This is a genomic window from Actinokineospora sp. HUAS TT18 (assembly GCF_051364635.1).
Classification (GTDB): Bacteria; Actinomycetota; Actinomycetes; order Mycobacteriales; family Pseudonocardiaceae; genus Actinokineospora.
The window spans coordinates 2,518,797-2,539,665 of sequence record NZ_CP195645.1; the positions used below are offsets into that span (position 1 = coordinate 2,518,797).

Genomic DNA, 20,869 nt, shown 5'->3' on the forward strand with positions numbered 1-20,869 from the left:
CGCCGCGCCGCTGCGTCGGCCTCGGTCGCGGCGGCCACTCGTTCCTGGTGCGCACGGGTTCGGCGCCCACCATCACCGCGCCCGCGCGTTCGGAGGGCAACCCGGTCGGCTATGGCGGCCGCTCGGGCTGTGAACCGGAGAACTCGTCGCCCACATCTCCGCCCGCCTCGAACCCGTTCAATCGGGTCTCAGCCCACGAACTCGTCACTGTCGAATACGCGGCTCTACCGATTCACGCCGCCCGCAGCCTCTGCGGACGGCTACACGCCCAGCGGCGACGCGAATCGCGCCACCTCTCCGGTACCCCGTGCTCGAACCGCCGACCCGGCCACCGCGCACACTCCGTGAGCCTCACCCCGCAGTCAACCCGATCATCACCAGTCCCGCGACGATGAACAGAAGGCCCACCACACCTGCGGCGATCACTCCTGTCGCGAACGAACGCCACGGAGACTCGCGCGGCAAGGCGGTCTTCAGCACCACGCCGCCGATGGCCGCGACGACCGACACCTCGATCAGGTACCCCGCGGACATCCCGAGCACCACCGCCGCGACGACCGTGGCGAAGAACCCGCCGATCGCGGTGCCGGGCCGCGCCGGATTCGCGGCGTGTTCATCCATCTCGCCAGCATGCTCGGCCGCGACAGCGGAGACCATGAGTAGGACTACGTGACTTGCGCGCATGCCTGGCATCGGCGAGGGACAACGGCCCCACCTGCGGATCGGGTTCGTGCCCCTTTCAACCCTGCGCCGCCTTGTTCACCGCGCTTTGGTGGCGCTTCGCCGGTGCGCCCCGCTCGCCCGGGTTCAGGCCGGAAGGTCGACGGTGACGACAAGTCCGCCGTCGGGATTGGGTTCGATGTGGACGGAGCCGCCGTGGGCGTTGGCGACGGCGCGGACGATGGACAGGCCAAGGCCGCAGCCGCCTGAGCCGCTGACTCGTTCGCGCCCCAGGCGGCGGAACGGTTCGAACAGATCGGGTACGGCGGACGCCGGGACGACGGGGCCCGTGTTGGAGACGACGAGGCGCGGCGGTGTCGAGGTGACCTCGACGTGCACGGTGCCACCGTCCACGTTGTACCGCACGGCGTTCTGGAAGAGGTTGGCGACCAAGCGTTCCAGCAAGACGGTGTCGCCTGGCACGACGCAGGGTTCGAGGGTGCTGGTGACGGTGACGCCGTCGGCCGGGCCCCGTAGGGCGGCGCTCACCACCTCGTCGAGGCGCACCGGGTGGCGGGCGGTCAGGCCGCGGTCGGCACGGGCGAGCATCAGCAGACCGTCGATGAGGGATTCGCTGCGTTGGTTGGTGTCGAGCAGGCGTTCACCCAGCCGCAACAGGTCGGCGCTCGCGTCCGGGGCGGACATGGCGACCTCGATCAGGGTGCGCTGGACGGTGAGCGGGGTGCGCAGCTCGTGGGACGCGTTGGCGGCGAAGCGGGTCTGGGCGTCGAACGCGGCGGCCAGCCGGTCGAGCATGCCGTCGAAGGTGTCGGCGAGCTCCTTGAGTTCGTCGTCCGGCCCGCTCAGGTTGATCCGCCGGTCGAGGTCGCGCGCACCGAGTTCGCGAGCGGTCTCGGTGATGGCGTGCACCGGGCGCAGCGCGCGGCCCGCACCGACCCACCCGAGGCCCACCGCGGCGGCGCCGACGACGAGCAGGGCGCTCCCGGACGCCCACAGCAGGGTCCGCATGGTGGAGTCCCGATACGCGGACACGGCCATGTACGCCGAGTGTGACGTGGCCTCAATGGGGACAGCGCCCGGCTCCAGCCCCATGCCTCCGGTGGCACTGACGCTCGGCGCTTCCTGCCGCGGGATGGCCGAGGGGCCGAACGCGGTGACGTTGACCTCGCCCGCGTTGGGCTGGACCTCGCCGACGAGCACGTAGTTCAGGGTCAGCAGGGCGCCGCCGACGAGCAGGAACAGCGCGCCGAACACGAGAGTCCAGCGCAGCCGCAGCGAGAGGCGCCTCATGGGTCCATCCGATAGCCCGCGCCGGGGACCGTCGCCACGACCGGGGGATCGCCGAGCTTGCGCCGCAACGTCATCACCGTCACGCGCACCGAGTTGGTGAACGGGTCGACCTGCTCGTCCCACGCCCGCTCCAACAGGTCCTCCGCCGTCACGACAGCCCCTCGTGCCCGCATCAGCACCTCCAGCACGGCGAACTCCTTGCGCGACAGCGACACGAACCGGCCGTCCCGTGACACCTGGCGGCGCGGCACGTCCAGCACGACGCCTGCGCACTCCAGCGTCGGCGGCAGCGCGGGTGTGTCCCTTCGGTACAGAGCATGGACGCGAGCGACGAGTTCGGCGAACGCGAACGGCTTGGTCAGGTAGTCGTCGGCGCCCATCGACAGCCCGGTCACCCGCTGCTCGACGGTGACCGACGCGGTCAGCATCAGCACCCTGGGTCCACCGCCCGCCTCGACCAGCGCCCGGCAGACGTCGTCGCCGTGGATGCCGGGCAGGTCGCGGTCGAGCACCACGACGTCGTAGGCGCGCTCGGCGACAAGCGCGAGCGCGGTGTCGCCGTCATAGCAGACGTCCACGTGGGCGGGCACCCGCCGCAAACCCTCCGCGAGGGAATCGGCGAGCAGCTCTTCGTCCTCCACGACCAGTACCCGCATGTCACCGAGTGTGAGTCGAACCAGGTGAAGGGCCGATAAGCACTTTCGCTTAGCAGCACGGAACGCCTGCTCCCGTAGAACTTTTCACAACCCACACAGGGAGGTTCCAATGGTCAGGTTCTCCAGGCTCATGCTCGCCGGGATCGGCGTCGCCACCATCGCGCTCTCGGCGTGCTCGGCGCAGGCCGACGACCCCAAAGTCGCGTCGCTGGCCAGCCCGTCCAGCGCGTCCTCAGCGCCGGCCACCAAAGCCAAAACCGCTGCGGACGCCAAGCGCGACTTCCGAAATTGCCTCATCGACCGCGGGATGAATGTCGACGAGAACGGCACCATCATCGGCGACGAGAGGGGCAAGCCCCACACGGACGTTCAGTCCCAAATGGACCCGAAGACACAGGCCGCGTTGGACGAGTGCAGGAAGGTCCTGCCCGACGGCGGCGCCGCGAACAAGCTCGACCCCAAGCGGGTGGACAAGATGCGCGAGCAAGCCAAGTGCCTGCGTGAACACGGGCTCGACGCGCAGGACCCGGACCCGAACAACCCCGGCGCCATGATCATCAACGGCGATGGCGACCGGGCAGAGTTCGAAGCGGCCATGCGGGCCTGCGGCATGGACCCGGGTACTCCGTACGAGGCGACCGCGCCAATAGGCGGTGGCAAGTGACGCGGTCGCAGCCACGCAGGCGGGCGCTAGTCGGCTCGGGGGTGGCGCTGGCGGTTCTCGCCACCGGCACGGGTGTGCTGCTCACCCGGCTCCCCGCCGACCACACCCAGGCCGAGGCCCAGGCGCCCACGCCGCCCGCGACCACGCGGGTCGCCAGGACCGACCTGGTCCAGGAGCGCAAGTTCTCCGGCACGATCGCCTACGGTCCGGAGAAAGGGCTCACGGGCCGCCGACCGGGCACGGTGACGATGTTGCCCGACGCGGGCAAGGTACTGGAGCGCGGAGCGTCGGTGTACTCGGTGGACGCCCGGCCGGTCCCGCTGTTCTACGCCGACACCCCGCTCTACCGGGACTTGGCCGCGGGCATGACCGACGGCGCCGATGTCCTCGCCGTCGAGCAGAACCTCAAAGCGCTCGGTTTCGGCGGGTTCGGAACACCGGACAAGAAGTTCACCGAGGCCACCGCCGCCGCGATCACCAAGTGGCAGCGCAAGCTCGGCCTGACCGAGACCGGCGTTGTCGGGATGGCCGACGTCGTCATCTCCACCGGACCGATCCGGGTGGCCGCGGTGGTCGCTGACCAGGGCGACCAAGGGACCGTGGAGCTGATGAAGTACACCGGAACCGCGAGAGTGGTCACGGTCCCGGTCAAGGACCAGGACAAAAGCCTGATCAAGGTCGGGACGAAGCTGACGCTCACCGCATCCGGCCGGACGACCACGGGAACCGTCACCGCGCTCGGTTCAGCGGGCGGTGGCGGGCCAGGTGGCGGCCAGGACGCCGGGGTCAGCGCGACGGTCGTTCCTGACGACCCTGGGGCAGTCGGCGACGCCGAGTCCGTCGCCGCCACGGTGACCTCGCAATCACGCAAGGGGGTGCTCGCGGTCCCCGTCGGCGCCCTGGTGGCGCTGGTCGAGGGTGGGCTCGCCGTGGAGGTCGTCGAGGGCGGTGGTACCCGCCTGGTGCCGGTGACCACCGGACTGTACGCGAGCGGCAAGGTCGAGATCACCGGTCCTGGGCTGGCCGAGGGCACGACGGTGGTGACGACCTCGTGACGCCGATCCTCGAGCTGAGCGGGGTGAGCAAGACCTACCCAGGCGGTGTGGTCGCGCTTCGCACAGTGTCGATGAGCATCGAACAAGGCGAGCTGCTGTCGATCGTCGGCCGGTCGGGATCGGGCAAGTCGACGATGCTGCACCTGATGGGCGCCCTCGACCGGCCGACCACCGGCACCGTCCGCGTCCACGGCCACGACGTCTCCGGCCTGTCCGACCGGTGGCTGTCGGCGCTGCGCGGGAACTGGATCGGGTTCGTGTTCCAGCGGTTCTTCCTCACCGACGGGCAGTCCGCCGTGGACAACGTCGCCACGGGCCTGGCCTACAGCGCCGTGCCCGCCCGCGAGCGGCGCGACCGGGCGATCGTCGCCCTGGAGCGGGTGGGTCTTGGTCACCGGGCATGGCACGAGCCCAGCGAGATGTCGGGCGGCGAGCGCCAGCGCGTGGCGATCGCGCGGGCGATCGTCACCAAGCCCTCGCTGGTCCTGGCCGACGAGCCGACCGGCAACCTCGACAGCCGCACCGGCGCGCACATCCTCGACCTGCTTGTCGGCCTGCGCGAGACCGGGACGACCGTGGTCCTGGTGACCCACGACCACACCGTCGCCGCCGCGACCGACCGAAAGATCGAAATGCTCGACGGCACCGTCCGGCTCGACACCGCAGGAGCGCACCGATGACCGAGTTGCCCCGTCCGCGCAGGCTCTGGCCGCGCGACCACCTCCGGCACGGCGGCCATGGCCTGCGCACCCGTCCGCTGCGCGCGGTGCTGTCCGCGCTCGGCATCGGGATCGGCGTCGCCGCGATGGTGGCGGTGGTCAGCATCCCGGCGTCCAGCGCGCAGGCTCTGGCCGACCAGCTCGCCGCCCTCGGCCCGGACCTGCTCGCGGCCGAGCCGGGCAAGACGTTCTCCGGCGCCGACGCCGAACTGCCGGTGACCGCGCTGGCCATGGTGCGGCGTATCGCACCGGTGACCGATGCCTCCGAAGTCGGCAAGGTGGACGCCACTGTCCGCCGCTCGGACGCCGTCCCCCCGGAGGAAACCAGCGGAGTCGTCGTGCGCGCCGCTCACACCGACCTGCTCACCGTCCTGCGTGGCACCGTCCACAGCGGGCACTTCCTGAACGCCGCCACCGAGCGCTTCCCGGCCGTGGTCCTCGGTTCCGTGGCCGCGACCCGGCTCGGCATCGATCGCGTCGTCCCAGGCAGGCCCCGACTGGTGTGGCTCGGTGGCCAGTGGTTCACCGTGGTCGGTGTCCTGGACGCGATGCCACTGGCCCCGGAGATCGAGCGCTCGGTCATGGTCGGGTGGACCGCTGCGACCAACTACCTCCGGTTCGGCGGGCACGCCTCGGCCATCTACCTACGCGCGAAGGAGTCCCAGGTCGAAGCCGTGCGCGCCGTCCTGGCGCGGACGATCTCTCCGGGGAGCCCGGAGCAGGTACTCGTCCGGCTCCCCTCCGAGGCCCTGGCGGCCAAGCGCCTGGCGGAGAACTCCTACGACACCCTGTTCCTCGCGCTCGGCGGGCTCGCCCTGCTCGTCGGCGGGATCGGCGTCGCGAACACGATGGTCATCGCGGTGCTCGAACGCCGACGCGAGATCGGCCTGCGCCGAGCCCTCGGCGCCACCAGGGCCCAGGTGCGCACCCAGTTCCTCACCGAGTCGGTCCTGCTGGCCACCGCGGGCGGCGTCGCGGGCACTCTGGTCGCTGTGGCCGCGACCGCGGGTTACGCGCTGTTCCAGGGCTGGCCCGCGGTGCTCCCACCCGAGGCCCTCGCGGCGGGCCTCGGGGTCGCCGCCGTGGTCGGCGCCTTGGCGGGCGCGTACCCGGCCGCCCGCGCCGCCCGGCTGTCTCCCACCGAGGCACTCGCTTGAACCGCGATGGATCACAGGTACGGCCACGGATTCGGCGCGCACACCTTGCCGTCCTCGGGATCGGCGTGCCCAGGTCGACACAGCCGGTGACGTCCACGATCTCGTCGTTGGACACGCTGAACGCGGACCGTCCGCCACCTCACGGGAGCACGTCGTGCTTGATGACCCAGGCTCCCGTGTTCCGGTTCCACACCACGAGGTCGTCGCGGCCGTCGGCGTTGACGTCGCTCGCGACTGGCGTGCCCGTGTCGGGCAGGTCGACGGCGTTGGCCGTGCCGAAGGTGCCCGTGCCGGTGCCGAGGCGCACCGACCAGCCGCTGCCCGCCGAGTAGGCGAGGTCGGCGTTGCCGTCGCCGTCGAAGTCGCCGACCGCGAGGGCCGCACCGGATTGCGCGGTCCAGGCCATGGATGTCTCGCTGCCGAAGGTCGTGCTGTGCCGTGGCGGAACCTCCATACCCCGGTGGCGTCGTTGGACCACGCGCCGATGTCGAGAGGCGCCGACGGTGGAGGTGTAGGCGACGTCGGCTGCGATGTCGCCGTAGGGGCGGTTGCGGTTGGTGGTCCAGCTGCCGGTGTAGGTGGCGGCAGGGGCTGTCGTTGTCGAGTTCCGCGGTGAGGGCATAGGCGTCGACGCGGGCGGCAGCTCCGTCCTGTTTGGTCAGACGAAGGGTGTGCTGGCCGTAGGGCAAATCCCGCACATCGGCGATCACCTGGTAGAGCAAGCGGGTCGCGCTGTGGGTGTCGACGGCGGCCGCCACGCTGGGTTCGTTGAGTCACCGCCGCGGACGGCCTGGGCCAGGGCGATGTCCACCAGGTCGACGTGGCAGGTCAGGCCGGAGCCGCGGCACCGCCCGCATATGCAACCCACGAAAACGTACGAATCCGCCTGCGCCAAAGCAGCCACGGCACTCTTGCCGCATATTCGCGGCACCGATGCCACTGCCAGGTCTCTCGCCGCCTATGCCACCTACCGGGCGACCCGACGCGCCAAACGAGTTCGACCACCTGGCCATCCACCCCACTGCCAGTACCAACCGGCATGTGTCGCGCTATTGGTTCCGACAGCGAGGTCGAACGACGGTCAACGGCCGGCAGAAACGCTGAACGGCCCGCCGATGAAGATCACCGACGGGCCGTCTGACCAGCGTAATACGCATGGTGGGCGATACAGGGATTGAACCAGTGACCCCTACCGTGTCAACATAGATCGACATGGCCTCTGACCTGCGGAAACAGAACTCCTGCACGTCATTGACCGCAACACGAAGCAATTGGGAGCCGCACAGCGCCACACAACGCGCCGTGCGGCTCCCAATCTGCTCCCACCGCCTGCTCCCACAATCGAGTAGAGCTCATCGCCAGGTAGAAGCATTCCCGGACGTCGTTGAAATATTCGCTCGACGACCATCGAGTAGCCGGCCAGGGTCTGATTACTCGCTCGAAGCGATTGCGAACTTCTTCTTTGCAGAACCCGGGTTTAAGCAGGCCAATCCGCAGAGCCCACTTGAGTCTAACCACAACCCCTCACACAAGGATCAGAACACCTCATCAAAGTAAGGGGCTTCAGTTTGACCGAACGCCACGAATGGCGCACCGCTTGGAGCCTTTGCGCGAGATATCCTAATTCCCCGCAAGCACGTGTCACACCAGAATTGCAGGTAACCGATTCGCGTGGACGCATCGCCCGTGTAACACAGCCGGAGGGTGCAGGCAGCACATGTTGGACATGGCGAAGGGGGCGACTCAGGCAGCGCGTCTGTGGCCCGCACTAACGCCTTCATCCACTGTTCGCGCCCGCGGCTCATCAGAATCTCCCGCGCATGTAGTCAAGCCACTGATACTCAGTACCGTACGCGCCCGACTCGCGACGATCGAGCTCCTCCGAACTGCGCGTCGGACCATAGAGTTGAACTTGGGCGATGTGCGTTCGTTCGTGGCCAAGGGTAACGGCGAGCGTCTCGACGCTGGAGAAAGCGTCGGGATAGAGCACAATCTGATTGCCCTCGGGCGGCGTGTAGCCGTAAAAATCGCGTCCGATCAGGTCAGGGTTGCGATCGATCTTGATCTTCACCCCTGCAAGCCCAACCCCCGCGCTGGCTGCGACCTGGTACACGACCCGCTTCTGCATGGGAACCGGCAGTCCAGCGAATGGTCCGGTGTTGGCCTCCTTGCGGTACAGCCCGTAGTCGTCGTCAGCGAGAGCGTTGGCACCGCCGCACGTCCAGAGCCGATTGGAACGTGATCCATCCCAGCGGAGGTACCCCCCGGAGACACACGAATCGTCAACGTAGCCTTGCTCCGGGATTAGCAATCCAGGGTTGCCTTCGCTTGGCGAGAACCCCGGCTGGAACACATCGTCGCCCGCCGAATCGCTGTTGAGAACGCCCAGGTCAACGGTCGCCTGGTTGTTAATTGCGTCAAGCGTCGCTTGGACGTTCGCTGCGACTGTCGGGACCGTGCTAGGACGAGCGTGTGGGGTGGTCGCATTTTGCGCAACCCGTGCTGCATTGATCTGCTGTCTGGTCGGACCGCTGCTCTTGCCGTGGCCGCTGCCGCTCTTACCACTGCTTCCGGTCTTACCGCTGCTGCCGCCACTCTTACTGCTGCTACCGCCGGTCTTACCGCTGCCGCCGGTCTTACCGCTGCCGCCGCTCTTGCCGCTGCCCCCATTGCCACCACTGCTGCTGGACGGGCTTCCGCCGCCGATGGGGCCGCCTACTCCGGATCCCGCACCTGGACGAGGCCACGGTGTCCGCTCCCCCCACTTAAGGGAGCCACCGGACATCACCTCCTGCGTGGCCTCCATCGCGATGAAGGTCAATCCGTAAGCGATCAGGTGTCCAGCGACGCAGGCGCCACCCACCGCCGGGGCGGCTGGGCCTGTGACGATTGCCACAGCGCACACGGTGTGACCTGTCGGGTCGGTCCGTCCAAGCGGATCACCGCCCACGTATCCGTGGCGGTTGGCGTTGACCCGGTCCCTCGGGTCAAGCACCGCGGTGTCGCGCGAGCCGAAGCCGCCGGCGGTAGGCCGGTACCAGCGGGCTCCCATGTTGACCGAGCCCGTCGTGGGATCGGTGTATTGGTGCTGGAAGCCGAGTGCGGGTTGTGTTCCGGCAGAGGCGATTCGCTCACCGAACGGGTCATAAGCACGGGATGCCGTGGCGGTTCCGTTGGCGGGATCGGTGACCGCGACTAGGTCGCCGTGCCGGTCGGCGATGGCCAGGCCGATGAGGCTGCCTTGGCGCACGCCGAGCGGGGTGCCGTTGGGCAGGTAGGCCGTTGGTACAGCTAGCTCACATGCTTGCCTTGGCCTCCTCATCGACTGTCGATGTGCGGCTCCAGGAGTTTCTTGACCTTGTTCCCCTCCCCGACGGCGGCCACCACCGACGCTGCAACTTCCGGCGCCGCGCATGGCTGCCCGCCGTCGCAGGTGACCAGCGGCGCGGGTGGGAACCGATCCTGACCGGGCTGCACTTCCACGACCTACGACACAGCCACAAACCTGGATGATCGAGGACTACATCCCCGACGTCCTCCAAGACGCCAGACTCGGCCACAGCAAACACGGCGTCCGCGGGCGCTACTCCCACGTCACCGACATCATGACCACTACCCTGCTCGCCAAACTCCAGCAGCGATGGGAGCACACCGGACACGACCTCTACCCACACGGAAATGAGGTCAAGATCGTCTGCTCCCAAATTGCTCCCACAAACGCTGAACGGCCCGCCGATGAAGATCATCGACGGGCCGTCTGACCAGCGTAAAACGCATGGTGGGCGATACTGGGATTGAACCAGTGACCCCTACCGTGTCAACGTAGATCAACAACGTCTCTGACCTGCGGAACGGGGCTCCTGCACTTCATTGACCGCAACACGAAGCAATTGGGAGCCGCTCAGCGCAACACAACGCGCCGCGCGGCTCCCAACCTGCTCCCACAACCAGACAACAACCCGCGGCTCCAGGTCGAGTGGCCACACAACCGACCCTAGACGCGCGTCCCGCATACCCGGCCGCGACGAGGTCACAAACCGCCGATTACGGAATCAAGGCGTCCGCACGACCGTTTAATCTTGTGGTCAAAGGGGGCCCACATCACCGACCTCCGCTGCCAGGCGGTGGAAGTCCAGCACGAGGCACCGCAGCCGGATCCCTCCGGCCGCGTCCTCTCCATCTCAACTCATCCCAGGTGCGCGAGAACTTCCAGTTGCGTATCAAAACTGCCCAGAGACCTCAACGTCTCGCGGATCTGGTCGAGCAGGGGCACGCCCGGCGACGGCGGGAACGCGACGACCAGCAGACGGTGCTCTCCGTCGATCAAGTCAACCCCGAGCGTCGGCTCAGAGATAGGACTCGTCCACCCGTCCGCGGCGGACACGACAAGGTCGACCCGCAGCCGCGATCCGGTATTCCCGGGAACCCGCGCGATCTTCCTCTGCATCTCAGCCAGTTCCGGATGCGGACCGATTCCGTTCAACACCAGCGCCGGGAACTCGGCGGGCCCGTACCTGCCCGGCAAATCGTCCACATAGTCCCAATACGGCTCGATACCGAAATGTGCGACGGCGATCTCGCGCACAAGTGATCTATGTAGCGCTGCTGCCCGGGTGAGATGTGCTCTAGCAGCATCGTCGTCGATCAAGCACAGAGCGGTCGCGTACCCGGCGACGGCCCACTCATCCCAAGTGGGCCACCCGAGCCACAGGGCATCCGCCAGGGCAGACACGGCAGCGGGGGAACGAGTAGCACCCAACGCCTCGGTAACCAACGTGTGTGAATATGGTGATTCATCGGCGCCTAACCGATAGGCCAGCAAAGCCTCACATAGCACCTCGACAACCCCCTCCGACGGGCGCACAGTGGCGGCATACGTGTAGCGCCCGAAGGTCGGCCAGTCCTTGGCATCCCACGCCTCAACGAGGCGAGCGACAATGGCTGACTCAGCTCCCACGACCGCCCGGATTGGCTCCGCTGCATCGACGAGGTAATGGGTGGCGCGGAAGATCTCGTCCAACTCCCCGCCCGGATTACTCACCCAACGCCTCCAATCACACGCGCACTCACGACATTCGCATTGAAGTACTGGTCGATCGTAAGCTTACGGAAACCATACGACACTGCAGGGTTCTCTGCCTTGACATGCAGTATGTCGGAACGTCCATCAGCCCCAGCAACCGACCCAAGGCCCAAGTATTCGTTGTGCCATCCGCGTCGCGGCCCGTCCGGGATATCACCACGCCGGGCCACATTGGGGTCATACATGGCCATGGTGGAACCACCGTGTAGCTCGAACTCCACCAGAACCGTGTACTTCTTCCCCGCGGAGCCGGATCCGAGATACCCAGCCGAATACTCCTGATTACGGGTGGCGAACAGCTCGGTCCTATTTTCCTGCAACTGAAGTCTGCCGTTACCTAGAAGGCGGGAGAATTCTTTGGCGCTCATCGCCCGGTAGAAGCATTCCCGGCCGTCGTTGAAGTATTCGCCGTTGGCGTCGGACTCGCACTGGCTGGTCTGTTTGCGCTGGTCGATGTCGAATCGGGGGCGTCCAGCCGACTCGGCTTCTTCCTGGGGATTGAAGATCTCTGTCGGTGTCGGGTCGAGGAGACCCAGAGCAACCAGCACTTCATCCTCAATGCCTGCGATCCCGTCAGCGACCGATTCGGCGATCGACGTCGTCGCGCCCGGCTTCGTGTGCGGGGTGAGCGCGTTGAGGATTACCCGCAGCTTGTTCTCGTCCGCCTGCGGGGTGCGATGACCTCCACCGCCGCCGGAGCCCCCACCGCCGGACGCCGTTTTGCGCTTGCCCGGTGCAGGCCCAGGCGGGGTCCACGGGCCAGGCCGGTTCGGTGGGGTGTTCGGCGGTGCAGGCGGCCGCCAACAGTGGGTGCGGCACGACGGCACATCATCTCGGGGGTTGGACTTCACATCTGGACGGGGCCACGGTGTCCGCTTTCCCCACGTAAGGGTGCCACCGGACATCACCTCCGCTGCGGCCTCCTGCGCGATAAAGGTCAATCCGAAAGCGATCACGTGTCCAGCGACGCAGGCGCCACCCACCGCCGGGGCGGCTGGACCTGTGACGATTGCCACAGCGCACACGGTGTGACCTGTCGGGTCGGTCCGTCCAAGCGGATCACCGCCCACGTATCCGTGGCGGTTGGCGTTGACCCGGTCCCTCGGGTCAAGCACCGCGGTGTCGCGCGAGCCGAAGCCGCCGGCGGTAGGCCGGTACCAGCGGGCTCCCATGTTGACCGAGCCCGTCGTGGGATCGGTGTATTGGTGCTGGAAGCCGAGTGCGGGTTGTGTTCCGGCAGAGGCGATTCGCTCACCGAACGGGTCATAAGCACGGGATGCCGTGGCGGTTCCGTTGGCGGGATCGGTGACCGCGACTAGGTCGCCGTGCCGGTCGGCGATGGCCAGGCCGATGAGGCTGCCTTGGCGCACGCCGAGCGGGGTGCCGTTGGGCAGGTAGGTGTAGCTGCCGGTGCCGTCACCTGCGATGTCCTGGCTCGGTCCCGCGTAGGTGAGGACGGTGCCGTTGCGGTTTGCGAGCCGCCCGAGTGCGTCGTAGTTGTAGGTGGCGGTGCCCTCGCTGGCGAGTTCGTCGAAGGCGTTGTGTGCCAGCGTGGTGGTGGTTCCGTTGGTGGAAGAGCTGAGGGTGCCGCGTGCTGTGTAGGCGTAGGTAGTGGTGCCGCGGGTGAGCAGTTGGTTGCGTTGGTCGTAGGTCGAGGTGGTCAACCCATCGCTGGTGCGGTTGCCCGCGCCGTCCCAGCCGTAGGCGGTGGTTGTCGTGCCGTTGTTCCAGGACGTCAGCCTGCCCGCCTGGTCGTAGCCGTAGGTGTTGGCGGCTGCTCCGGCCAGGCCGGTGGTGGTTTTGCCGGTCAGACGGTCCGCGTTGTCGTAGGCGTAGCTGATCGACGAGGTAACGGTGCCAGCGGGGGCCTTGGTCGTGTCGGTCGCGAGCCGGTTGAGGTTGTCGTAGCCGAAGCTGCGACTCGCCTTGCCCGCGCCGTAGCCGACGCTGGTGACTCGGCTGGCGTTGTCGTAGCCGAAGGTGGAGGTTGTGCCGGTGAGCGGGTCAACAGCGGTGGCCAGCCTGCCAGCGGTGTCGTAGGTGTAGGCCGTGGTGCCCGCCGTGGTAGTCGCTGAGGAGACTTGGCCGTCACCGGTCCACGCGAAGCCGGACGTGCCGCCGGGACCGCCTGCGGTGACCGGGTTCCCGCGGTCGTCGTAGGTGTAGGTGTTGGTGCCGGTGGGTGCCGATGCCGATGTGACGCGGCCGTTGAGATCGCGCCCCAGGACGCGGTCTTGCGTAGAAACGGCTGCGCCAGTGCCGGTCTGGCGGACCAAGTTCCCGAGCGGGTCATAGGCGTTAACCACCTTGACCCCTCCGGGCTTGACCATCGTGACCAGTCTGCCCTCGCCGTCATAGGACGCGGTGTAGGTGCGGTCAGCGGCGGCAGGTGTGCGCGTGGTTGCCGGTTCCACAGTGGACTCGGTGCGCCCGCGGCTGTTGATGGTGTAGACGGTGTTGTTGCCGTTGCCGTCGGTGGTTCTGGTGACGTGCCCGGCGGCGTCGTATCCCCAGCTCGTGGTGATGGCCTGGCCGGCGGCGATCGGCTGGCTCACCGAGCGAAGCCTGTTGAGCGCGTCGAACGTGTTTGTCGTGGTGACGCCGGTTCCGTCGGTCGTGCTGACCTGGTTGCCGACTGCGTCGTAGCTGGCCGACAGTGTCCGCAGCGTTTGACCAGCGGGGTTCAGCTCGGTGCGGGTCTTGACTCGTGCGGCTCCGTCGTATCCGTAGGTGACCTTGTTGCCGAGCGGATCTGTTGTCGAGGTGACGTGGTCGAAGCCGTCGTAGGTGAACTTGGTGCTCTTGCCCGCGGCGTCGACGGTCGTCAGCGGCCTGCCGAGGCCGTCGTTGTCAAAGGTCGTCACCCGGTTGTCCGGAGTGGTGACCGCTGCCAGGCCACCCATTTTGTCGTAGCGGTAGCGGGTCGTGAGATTCCTCGTCGGTGCCGGAACGCGCTCGACGACGGTTTCGGTGATCTTGCGGCCGAGTTCGTCGTAGGTGAACGTGTTGGTGGCACCGGTCGGGTCGACGTTTTTCAGCTGCTCGCCGAGCGGGTCATAGGTCGCGGTCCACACGCCCGGCTGGCTGTTCCCGGGCAGCAACGGATCGGTGCGACGGGTCTGGTTGCCGAGTTGGTCATAGGCGAAGGTCGTCTTGGCGCCTGCCGCGTCGGTCAACTCGAGAACTCGCCCCATGCCGTCGTAGGCGAACTGGATCTGCCCGCCGACCGCGGCGCCGGTGTCGGGGCGGGTGTACGCGGGCTGCGTGACCGACGTCGGCCGCCCCAGCTTGTCGAGTGTGGTTGTGGTGCGGTTGCCGTTGGCGTCGACGGATTCGGACAGTTCGCCGAAGGTGTTGAACCCGAAGGACATCGTCGGGGCCACGGCGGTCGCTGCGGCGCCGTTGGTCTCGACCTGAACCTGCGGCTGAGTGACCTTGGTGCGCAGTCCCGTCGCGTCGTAGCGGTAGGTGGTGACGTTGTTCCTGGCGTCGGTCGTGCTCAGCTCCAGACCCCGCTGGTCTCGCGTCGTGCGAGTGATGTGGCGGGCGGTGCCATCGTGCTGTGTCGAGGTGAGTTCGCGGCCCAGCGCGTCGTAGGTGTAGTCGACCTGCCGTTCAGCCACGCCCTGAGGCGACTTCTGCACGACGGAGGTGACATTGTCGTCGGCGTCGTAGGTGCGCTTGACCCATCGGTGCGAGCCGGTCGACCACTGCTGGTCGACAGTTTTCTCCTCGGTGATGCGGCCCGCCGGGTCCCGGGTGTAGAGGGACATGGCCAGCCCGCCCCAGGTCTCGGTCTGCCAGAGGAACCCGCCGGTGTAGTAGTGGTCGTGCAGGCTTTGCGCGCGCTTGGTGCCGGTGATCGGGTCGGTGTAGTCCTTGAGGACGTCGTTGAAGAGCAGGTTGTCCGCGTAGTAGCGGAACTGGATGGTGCGGCCCATGGCGTCGGTGCGGCTGGCCAGCCGACCGGCCGGGTCGTAGGCGTTGGACTCGGTGACCACGTCGTGGGCTGCGGTGCCGTCGCCGGTGAATCCCTTGACCGTCGTGGTCGCGGGCAGGTGCCGCAAGGGTTCGTAGGTGTAGGTGTATTCGGTGCCGCCCGCGTCGACGAGCTTCGTGCGGGCACCGGACGTGTCGTACTCAGTCCGGGTGACGCCGCCCATGGGATCGGTGACCGTCGCGGTCCGACCGAACGCATCGTAGGTGAAGCCCACGGTGCGGGCGGGGTCGTTGCCCGCGACATCCTCGACAACCGACGTCGCCGGCGTGCCGGACGGGTTGTAGGTGTGCTTGATCCGCTGCTGGTGGGCGACGCCGGTGACCTCGTTGGTGACGGCGGGGTCGACCTGCTCGGTCACCCGGGACATGCCGTCGTAGACGTAGGTGGTCTTGGCGCCCGCGGGGATCGCGTCGGACACAGCGATGTGTTCCACGGCGCGGCCGAGGCCGTCGTACTTGGATGTGGTCACCAGGCCCGCCGGGTCGGTGACCTTGCGGAGGTCACCGTTGGCCGCGTAGGCGTACCTGGTCACGCCGCCACCGGGTTTGGTCGCGGTCAGCGGCAAGCCCGGCGGCATGGTTCCGCCGTCGACCGCGGCCTCTGTGCCAGTGGTGTAGGTGTACGACGTGGTGCGCTTGGTGGAAGCGTCTGCGCCGGGGGTCGCCGTGCTGAGCAGGTTCCCGGTCGCGGTGTACGTGTAGGTCGTCAGGTAGGTGTTGTCGGTCTCGTTCGCCGAGCGGCCGTCACGATGTTCGGTGACGCGGTTGTTGCGTGGGTCGAGCGCGTCGGCCGGGTTGAGGTAGTAGGACTGGTACGTGGTGTAGCAGCTCTCGCTTGCGCGGCAGGGTCGTTTGGACAGCACGTTGCCGCGATTGTCGTTGACCATGGAGACGGCGTTGCCGTTCTCATCGATGATCTCGTTGACGAAGCCGCCCGCGTCGTACGCGAACGCCTTGCTCGGCTGTCCGTCGTAGGTCGCCTTGGTTACCCTGCCGCCCCGGCTCGGGTTCGTGGTGTAGGTGGTGCCGACGTTGGTGGGGCTGACGAGCCGAACCGTGTTCTCGGTGGTGCTGACAAGGTTGGGCGGGTTGAGCGTCCACTGGCCACCGTTGGCGTCGGTGAGCTTGTCGACCCGGTCGCGTACCGGCTCGTACGTGACGGCGGCCTCGACCGCCCCTCCCGGTCTGGTGATCTTGGTGAGCACCGGGACCGGTCCGGCCGCGAGGAAGTGCTCGGTGACGGTGGCGGCGGGCAGGGGCCGGTGATAGAAGCTGACGTCGCTGATCTGGCCCGCGAAGTGGCCCCAGTTGTCGGTGGGCTTGGCAGGCCATGGGTTGCTCATGACCGGGCCCATGCCGATGTAGGTGTACGGATCCCAGTTGGCGATGTCACCGGCCTGCGTACCGACTACCGCGCCGTCCAGGTAGAGCGTCTGGGTGTTGCGCGCTCCGGTGAGCACGACGTGGTGCCAGGCACCGTTGTTCACGGCGGTGGGGGTGACGATGCCGGCGACCTGGCCATTCCAGAAGTGTCCGTAGAGCTTGCCGTCGGTCCCCACGTAGAGCACCGGCATGGCGCCGTTGCTGGGAGTCGCGTCGCCGGGCTGGTTGTTCGCGGTGCTGAAGAGCACGCCGCCTGCGGTCGCCGAGGTGCGGAACCACAATTCGACGCTCAGGTGAGTGCGCAGATGTGCGGTGTTGTCAGGGACGCGCACGTGGGAGTTGACGCCGTCGAAGCTGGCCGTCGTGGTGATCGGACCGTCGACTGTAGTGGTCGCGGAGAACGTGCCGTTGGCCGTTGGGCCTGAGATCGGGGCGGAGTTGGTCGCGGTCGACGAGCCGCTCGGGTTGAGCCGCCAATAGGCGTTGGGGTTCGCGTCGAGTACGACGTTGGGATAGTGCACCGCGTTGGCGTAGTCATAGGTGGTGCACGCCGATGTCGGGTCACACACCTGCGTGAGCTTGTCGCCGCTGTAGGTGTAGTTCCATGCCAACGTCACGCCCGGGCTGGTTGTCACTCGGGTGACGTGGGCGCCGGTCCAGGTGAACTGGATCGCGCGGCCGGAGACCACGTCGGTCGCGGTCGCGAGCCGCCCACTTGTCGCGTCGTAGTCGAGGCGCTGTTCGCGGCCGTACGCGTCGCTGATCTTCGTCAGCTTGCCCGAGGTATTGAACGTGTAGGTGGTCGGTCCAGCCGCCCGTAGGGTCCAGCCGCCCGTCACCGCGACGAGAACGTCGGGGCTGCCGGGTGGAGCGCCGAAGGAGCCGTCGGAGTTCTTTCCGAATCGGCTCTGCCTCCCGGTCGGGTAGGTGACTACGACGTTGCCGGAGCCATCACCGTCGACAGCCAGCGCGGTGTCGTACCGGGACGCCCAGCCCGCGCCGAACGCCAAGGCTCGGCGGGAGTCGAGACTGTTGTAGGTGCGAACGACGGACAGATCAGGGCCGACCGCGCCGGTGACCGCGTCGGTGGCCGACGCCGTGTAGTTGCCGACTCCAGGCTCCAACGCGCCGTCGGCGGCGCTACCGCGGGCGAGGTGACTGGTGATCGATGGTTGCGGGACCCTGGGGCTGATGTGGGAGGGCGCACTCCACGGGCCGTTGGTGTTCCAGTCGCCGATCTGGCCGTGCCAGACGTAGGACTGGCCCCATCTGAGCCTGCCCGCGGGCACCGTCCACATGGGCGAGCCGAGCCAGTCCGAAACCGTGCAGTTCACGTAGCCTTCGCCGTCACAGATCGCGAAGTGGTACGCCAGGCCGGTGTTGGGCCAGTTGTCGCGATCATGGGCGGTCATCGCGAGGATCGGGGTGAGCGTGTCCGCGGTGAAGTTGCTCGGCGGCGACATCGAGTCGATGACCGGTTCCTGGTTCGGGATCGTGAACGTCACCGCACCCGACATCGGCGCACCCGTCCAACTGAACCTGGTGTAGCCGTAGTAGTCCATGTCCCAGCGCAACGTGTACGAGCCGGGAGCGAGCGACTTCACCGTGGCGTTGATGGTCGCGCTCTGACCCGGTGCGACATTGTGCGGCATGTCGTTGACGACACTGCTGTTGATCTCGACGCCGTTGCCGTCCCACAGACGGTAGTTCAGCTTGTAGTTGTTCGTCGGCGTCCACGTGTCGCGGCCGTGGTTGGTGACCGTCACCTGCATCTTGCCGTCGGATGTCGACGACACGTTCGGGCTCATCGCCCCGACCTGATAGGTCGCCCAGTACGGGGTGTAGGTGATGTCGAGGTAGGGGGCGTTGGGGGTGTTCTTGCTGGCGAACTTCTTCCAACCGTAGGTGTCGGTTTCCGACGCCCGTACCGTCAACCCGTTGTTGGGCGCGCCATGGGTCCAGCCGTGGACGAGATCACGACCCGCGTTGCCGAGGTCGATCCCCTGCCATTTGCCACTCGGGTGACACGTTGAGTCATATCCCGCCGCGAAACTGGCGTTCGCGATCTCCGCGCCATAGCCGGGACCGGGGTAGGTCTTGTTGCCCGTGAGGCTCCACCCCTCGGTGACCGCGTGGACGTAAACCGGCCGAGCGTTGCACGAGTAGGAATACGTCTCGTACATGAACAGCTTGGCGCCCATGATGTAGTTGCCGGCCAGCTCCGAGCTGATGTTGTCGAACTTGAGGTACGCAGCCGACTTGTTGGTGCCGCCGTTGAACGTGCCCACCCGCAGATCGATCGCGCCGGAGTGGTCGTTGGTATACGGGGACTGCACCCAGGTCGACCCATTGGCCGACTTGCTCTCGGTGGTCGGGTCGATCTCGATCGGAAATACACGCGCAGGATCACGAACCCAAGCCGAGTCAGCCGTCACCCGCAAAACCTGCCGACCACCCGCGGAAAGCAACTCGTAGGCGACCGCGTACGACCGAACGCCATCGCCGCTGCGCGGATCGACCTTCGAGTCCTCCATAAACCCCGGCGGAATCACAGCCGCGACAGAGCCGGTCTTGTCCTTGAGGACCACCGACCCCGCGTCCATCGACGCGGTCAGCCCCTCCAACACCAGCGGGAACTCCCACTGCGTGGGCGCGTCCTTCGACTTCAGGACGACAGCCTCTTTCACACCACCCGGCAACGCACGCAGCTTGAGGTCAGCACCAGGCCGAACATCCGGATAGGTGATCTCATCCCCAGAAACAGAGCCGATCGACCCAGCGACCCCGGCGACGCTGTACCCGAACGAGGTCTGCCTGGTCAACTGCACCGACGCGACCGGCGACTGGTCAGCCCGCGCGGCGAACCGCTTGACCACCGAATCAGTCTTGGTCACCCAACTTTGACCATCGGCGACCAACCGGTCATCGATCTCGACCCAATTCCCATCGGGCGCCTGGTCGAACTTCCGACCGTGATACGTCCGCAGCGTCTTCGAACCGTCAGCGTTCTCGAACACCGACGACGTCGCGGTGCGACCAACCTCCCGGTTCCGCCTCGACCCCGGATCCGCATACGACACCCCCGGCTCGACCTTGACCTGCGTCTGAGCCAGGGGCCGTTCGGCCTGGGGAACAACCGGCCGGTCAACGTCCGGACCAACTCCACCGGTCGCGGGAGGACCGCCCGGCTTCAATGGCTCACCTGCCCGCGTGGCCTCGGCCCCGACCGCGTGGCTCAGCCCAGCGGCCGAACCCGACCGCTGTACCGGCATCTCACCGATCGGCTCAGCGCTGGGCTGACTCGACGCCCCAACAGCGGCGGCCGACGGCACCTGCCCAGCGGTAAGGGCCAACGTGCACGACACGAAGACGGCCATTGCACGGACAGACGCGCGCGGACGCGAAGAACGTCGGAACATCACGGAATCCCCAGAGGATCACCACGGTCCCCGACAGCCCGTGTTGCGTAAAGACGCGCGAAAGGTAAGACGTTTCGACACCAGACGTCAACACGATCCCACTGAGTGCGACACCCGTCACCCGCGAAGATGATCAAGAGCGTCTCGTAGTCAACGAAAGTCGTGATCAAGGTGGTTTACGTGAAATTCCACCCGTGTATGTCCTCGCATATGCAAGGTCATTAATAGGTCCCCGTAAATCCAAACTGGCAGATTCGTCCGACCTCAACTAGTGGATCTCTTAGAGGGGGCTGTAAGACGAGTTTGTCCTACAGGTCCCCTACAGGACTCGGGCCGCGACCAACTACACCCAACGCGCCCCGGACCGCCGCACCCCGGCTCGTCGGCGAGCTTCGACCGCGTCAAGCCTCCTGAGACGCCGCTTTCAATTCAGGCCTCTAGAAAGGGCCGCGTCCTGGCATGGGTGGCGGACCAATGACGTGGGTAGCACGTCCGTCCAGTTGCCGACTGCACGAAACCGCTGAGACCAGGGGCGCCCCGGGTTCATGTCCGCGCGGGCGACTATCGACAAGCTTCAGGAAGGAAGAGTGGTGTTGATCATGGGTCGGTCACGACGGCGGATAGCCAGAGGCGGCTCTAGTCGATAGACGGCGTACTTCTGGGATGCCCGCGGTGATGAAGTCTCGGCGGGGACGTACGGCACCCGCCGGGAGGCGGATCGCGCGTGGCGGGGTGCCGAGGCCAGGGTGCGCGACGGGCGGCT

12 protein-coding genes are annotated in these 20,869 nt (G+C 67.0%); 5 read left to right on the forward strand and 7 right to left on the reverse strand.

The annotated features are described in order from the left end of the window. Window positions 1-351: 351 nt before the first annotated feature. The 3 genes from ACSHT8_RS11150 to ACSHT8_RS11160 all read right to left on the reverse strand — a co-directional run bounded on the left by ACSHT8_RS11150 (window position 352) and on the right by ACSHT8_RS11160 (window position 2,627). Entirely contained in the window at window positions 352-657 is a 306-nt protein-coding gene (locus tag ACSHT8_RS11150) for a hypothetical protein (RefSeq protein ID WP_436500326.1), read from the reverse strand. Between the two features lie 150 nt (window positions 658-807). Further along, window positions 808-1,971, reverse strand: a complete 1,164-nt coding sequence (locus ACSHT8_RS11155; protein WP_436500328.1) for an ATP-binding protein — start codon at window positions 1,969-1,971, stop codon at window positions 808-810. Continuing rightward, a complete protein-coding gene (locus tag ACSHT8_RS11160) occupies window positions 1,968-2,627 on the reverse strand; it encodes a response regulator transcription factor (RefSeq protein ID WP_436500330.1) in 660 nt (219 codons plus the stop codon). The genes ACSHT8_RS11155 and ACSHT8_RS11160 overlap by 4 nt, the downstream gene beginning before the upstream one ends. A 130-nt stretch (window positions 2,628-2,757) precedes the next feature. Here ACSHT8_RS11160 and ACSHT8_RS11165 point away from each other — a divergent pair, with 130 nt between their 5' ends. Genes ACSHT8_RS11165 through ACSHT8_RS11180 form a run of 4 tightly spaced genes read left to right on the forward strand, consistent with a single transcriptional unit; the run spans window position 2,758 to window position 6,222 of the window. Continuing rightward, window positions 2,758-3,291: a hypothetical protein gene (locus tag ACSHT8_RS11165; RefSeq protein ID WP_436500332.1), complete on the forward strand. Its 534-nt coding sequence runs from the start codon at window positions 2,758-2,760 to the stop codon at window positions 3,289-3,291. Continuing rightward, window positions 3,288-4,346 carry a peptidoglycan-binding protein gene (locus ACSHT8_RS11170; protein ID WP_436500334.1) on the forward strand — a complete coding sequence of 353 codons (1,059 nt, stop codon included), beginning with the start codon at window positions 3,288-3,290 and terminating at the stop codon, window positions 4,344-4,346. Before ACSHT8_RS11165 ends, ACSHT8_RS11170 begins: the two co-directional genes overlap by 4 nt. Then, window positions 4,343-5,026 carry an ABC transporter ATP-binding protein gene (locus ACSHT8_RS11175; RefSeq protein WP_436500336.1) on the forward strand — a complete coding sequence of 228 codons (684 nt, stop codon included), beginning with the start codon at window positions 4,343-4,345 and terminating at the stop codon, window positions 5,024-5,026. The genes ACSHT8_RS11170 and ACSHT8_RS11175 overlap by 4 nt, the downstream gene beginning before the upstream one ends. Beyond that, complete coding sequence (locus ACSHT8_RS11180) at window positions 5,023-6,222, forward strand: ABC transporter permease (protein WP_436500338.1); 1,200 nt, start codon at window positions 5,023-5,025, stop codon at window positions 6,220-6,222. Before ACSHT8_RS11175 ends, ACSHT8_RS11180 begins: the two co-directional genes overlap by 4 nt. A 139-nt stretch (window positions 6,223-6,361) precedes the next feature. Here ACSHT8_RS11180 and ACSHT8_RS11185 read toward each other — a convergent pair whose 3' ends face one another. Further along, window positions 6,362-6,844: an FG-GAP repeat domain-containing protein gene (locus ACSHT8_RS11185; protein WP_436500340.1), complete on the reverse strand. Its 483-nt coding sequence runs from the start codon at window positions 6,842-6,844 to the stop codon at window positions 6,362-6,364. A gap of 1,182 nt (window positions 6,845-8,026) precedes the next feature. After that, window positions 8,027-9,472: an RHS repeat-associated core domain-containing protein gene (locus ACSHT8_RS11190; RefSeq protein ID WP_436500342.1), complete on the reverse strand. Its 1,446-nt coding sequence runs from the start codon at window positions 9,470-9,472 to the stop codon at window positions 8,027-8,029. A gap of 259 nt (window positions 9,473-9,731) precedes the next feature. Here ACSHT8_RS11190 and ACSHT8_RS11195 point away from each other — a divergent pair, with 259 nt between their 5' ends. Next, window positions 9,732-9,983 carry a hypothetical protein gene (locus ACSHT8_RS11195; RefSeq protein ID WP_436500344.1) on the forward strand — a complete coding sequence of 84 codons (252 nt, stop codon included), beginning with the start codon at window positions 9,732-9,734 and terminating at the stop codon, window positions 9,981-9,983. Window positions 9,984-10,408: 425 nt separating this feature from the next. Here ACSHT8_RS11195 and ACSHT8_RS11200 read toward each other — a convergent pair whose 3' ends face one another. Further along, a complete protein-coding gene (locus tag ACSHT8_RS11200; protein ID WP_436500346.1) occupies window positions 10,409-11,242 on the reverse strand; it encodes a hypothetical protein in 834 nt (277 codons plus the stop codon). 17 nt (window positions 11,243-11,259) lie between these two features. Then, window positions 11,260-19,581 (reverse strand): LamG-like jellyroll fold domain-containing protein, encoded by an 8,322-nt coding sequence (locus ACSHT8_RS11205; RefSeq protein WP_436500348.1) that lies wholly within the window; start codon window positions 19,579-19,581, stop codon window positions 11,260-11,262. Between the last annotated feature and the right edge of the window lie 1,288 nt (window positions 19,582-20,869).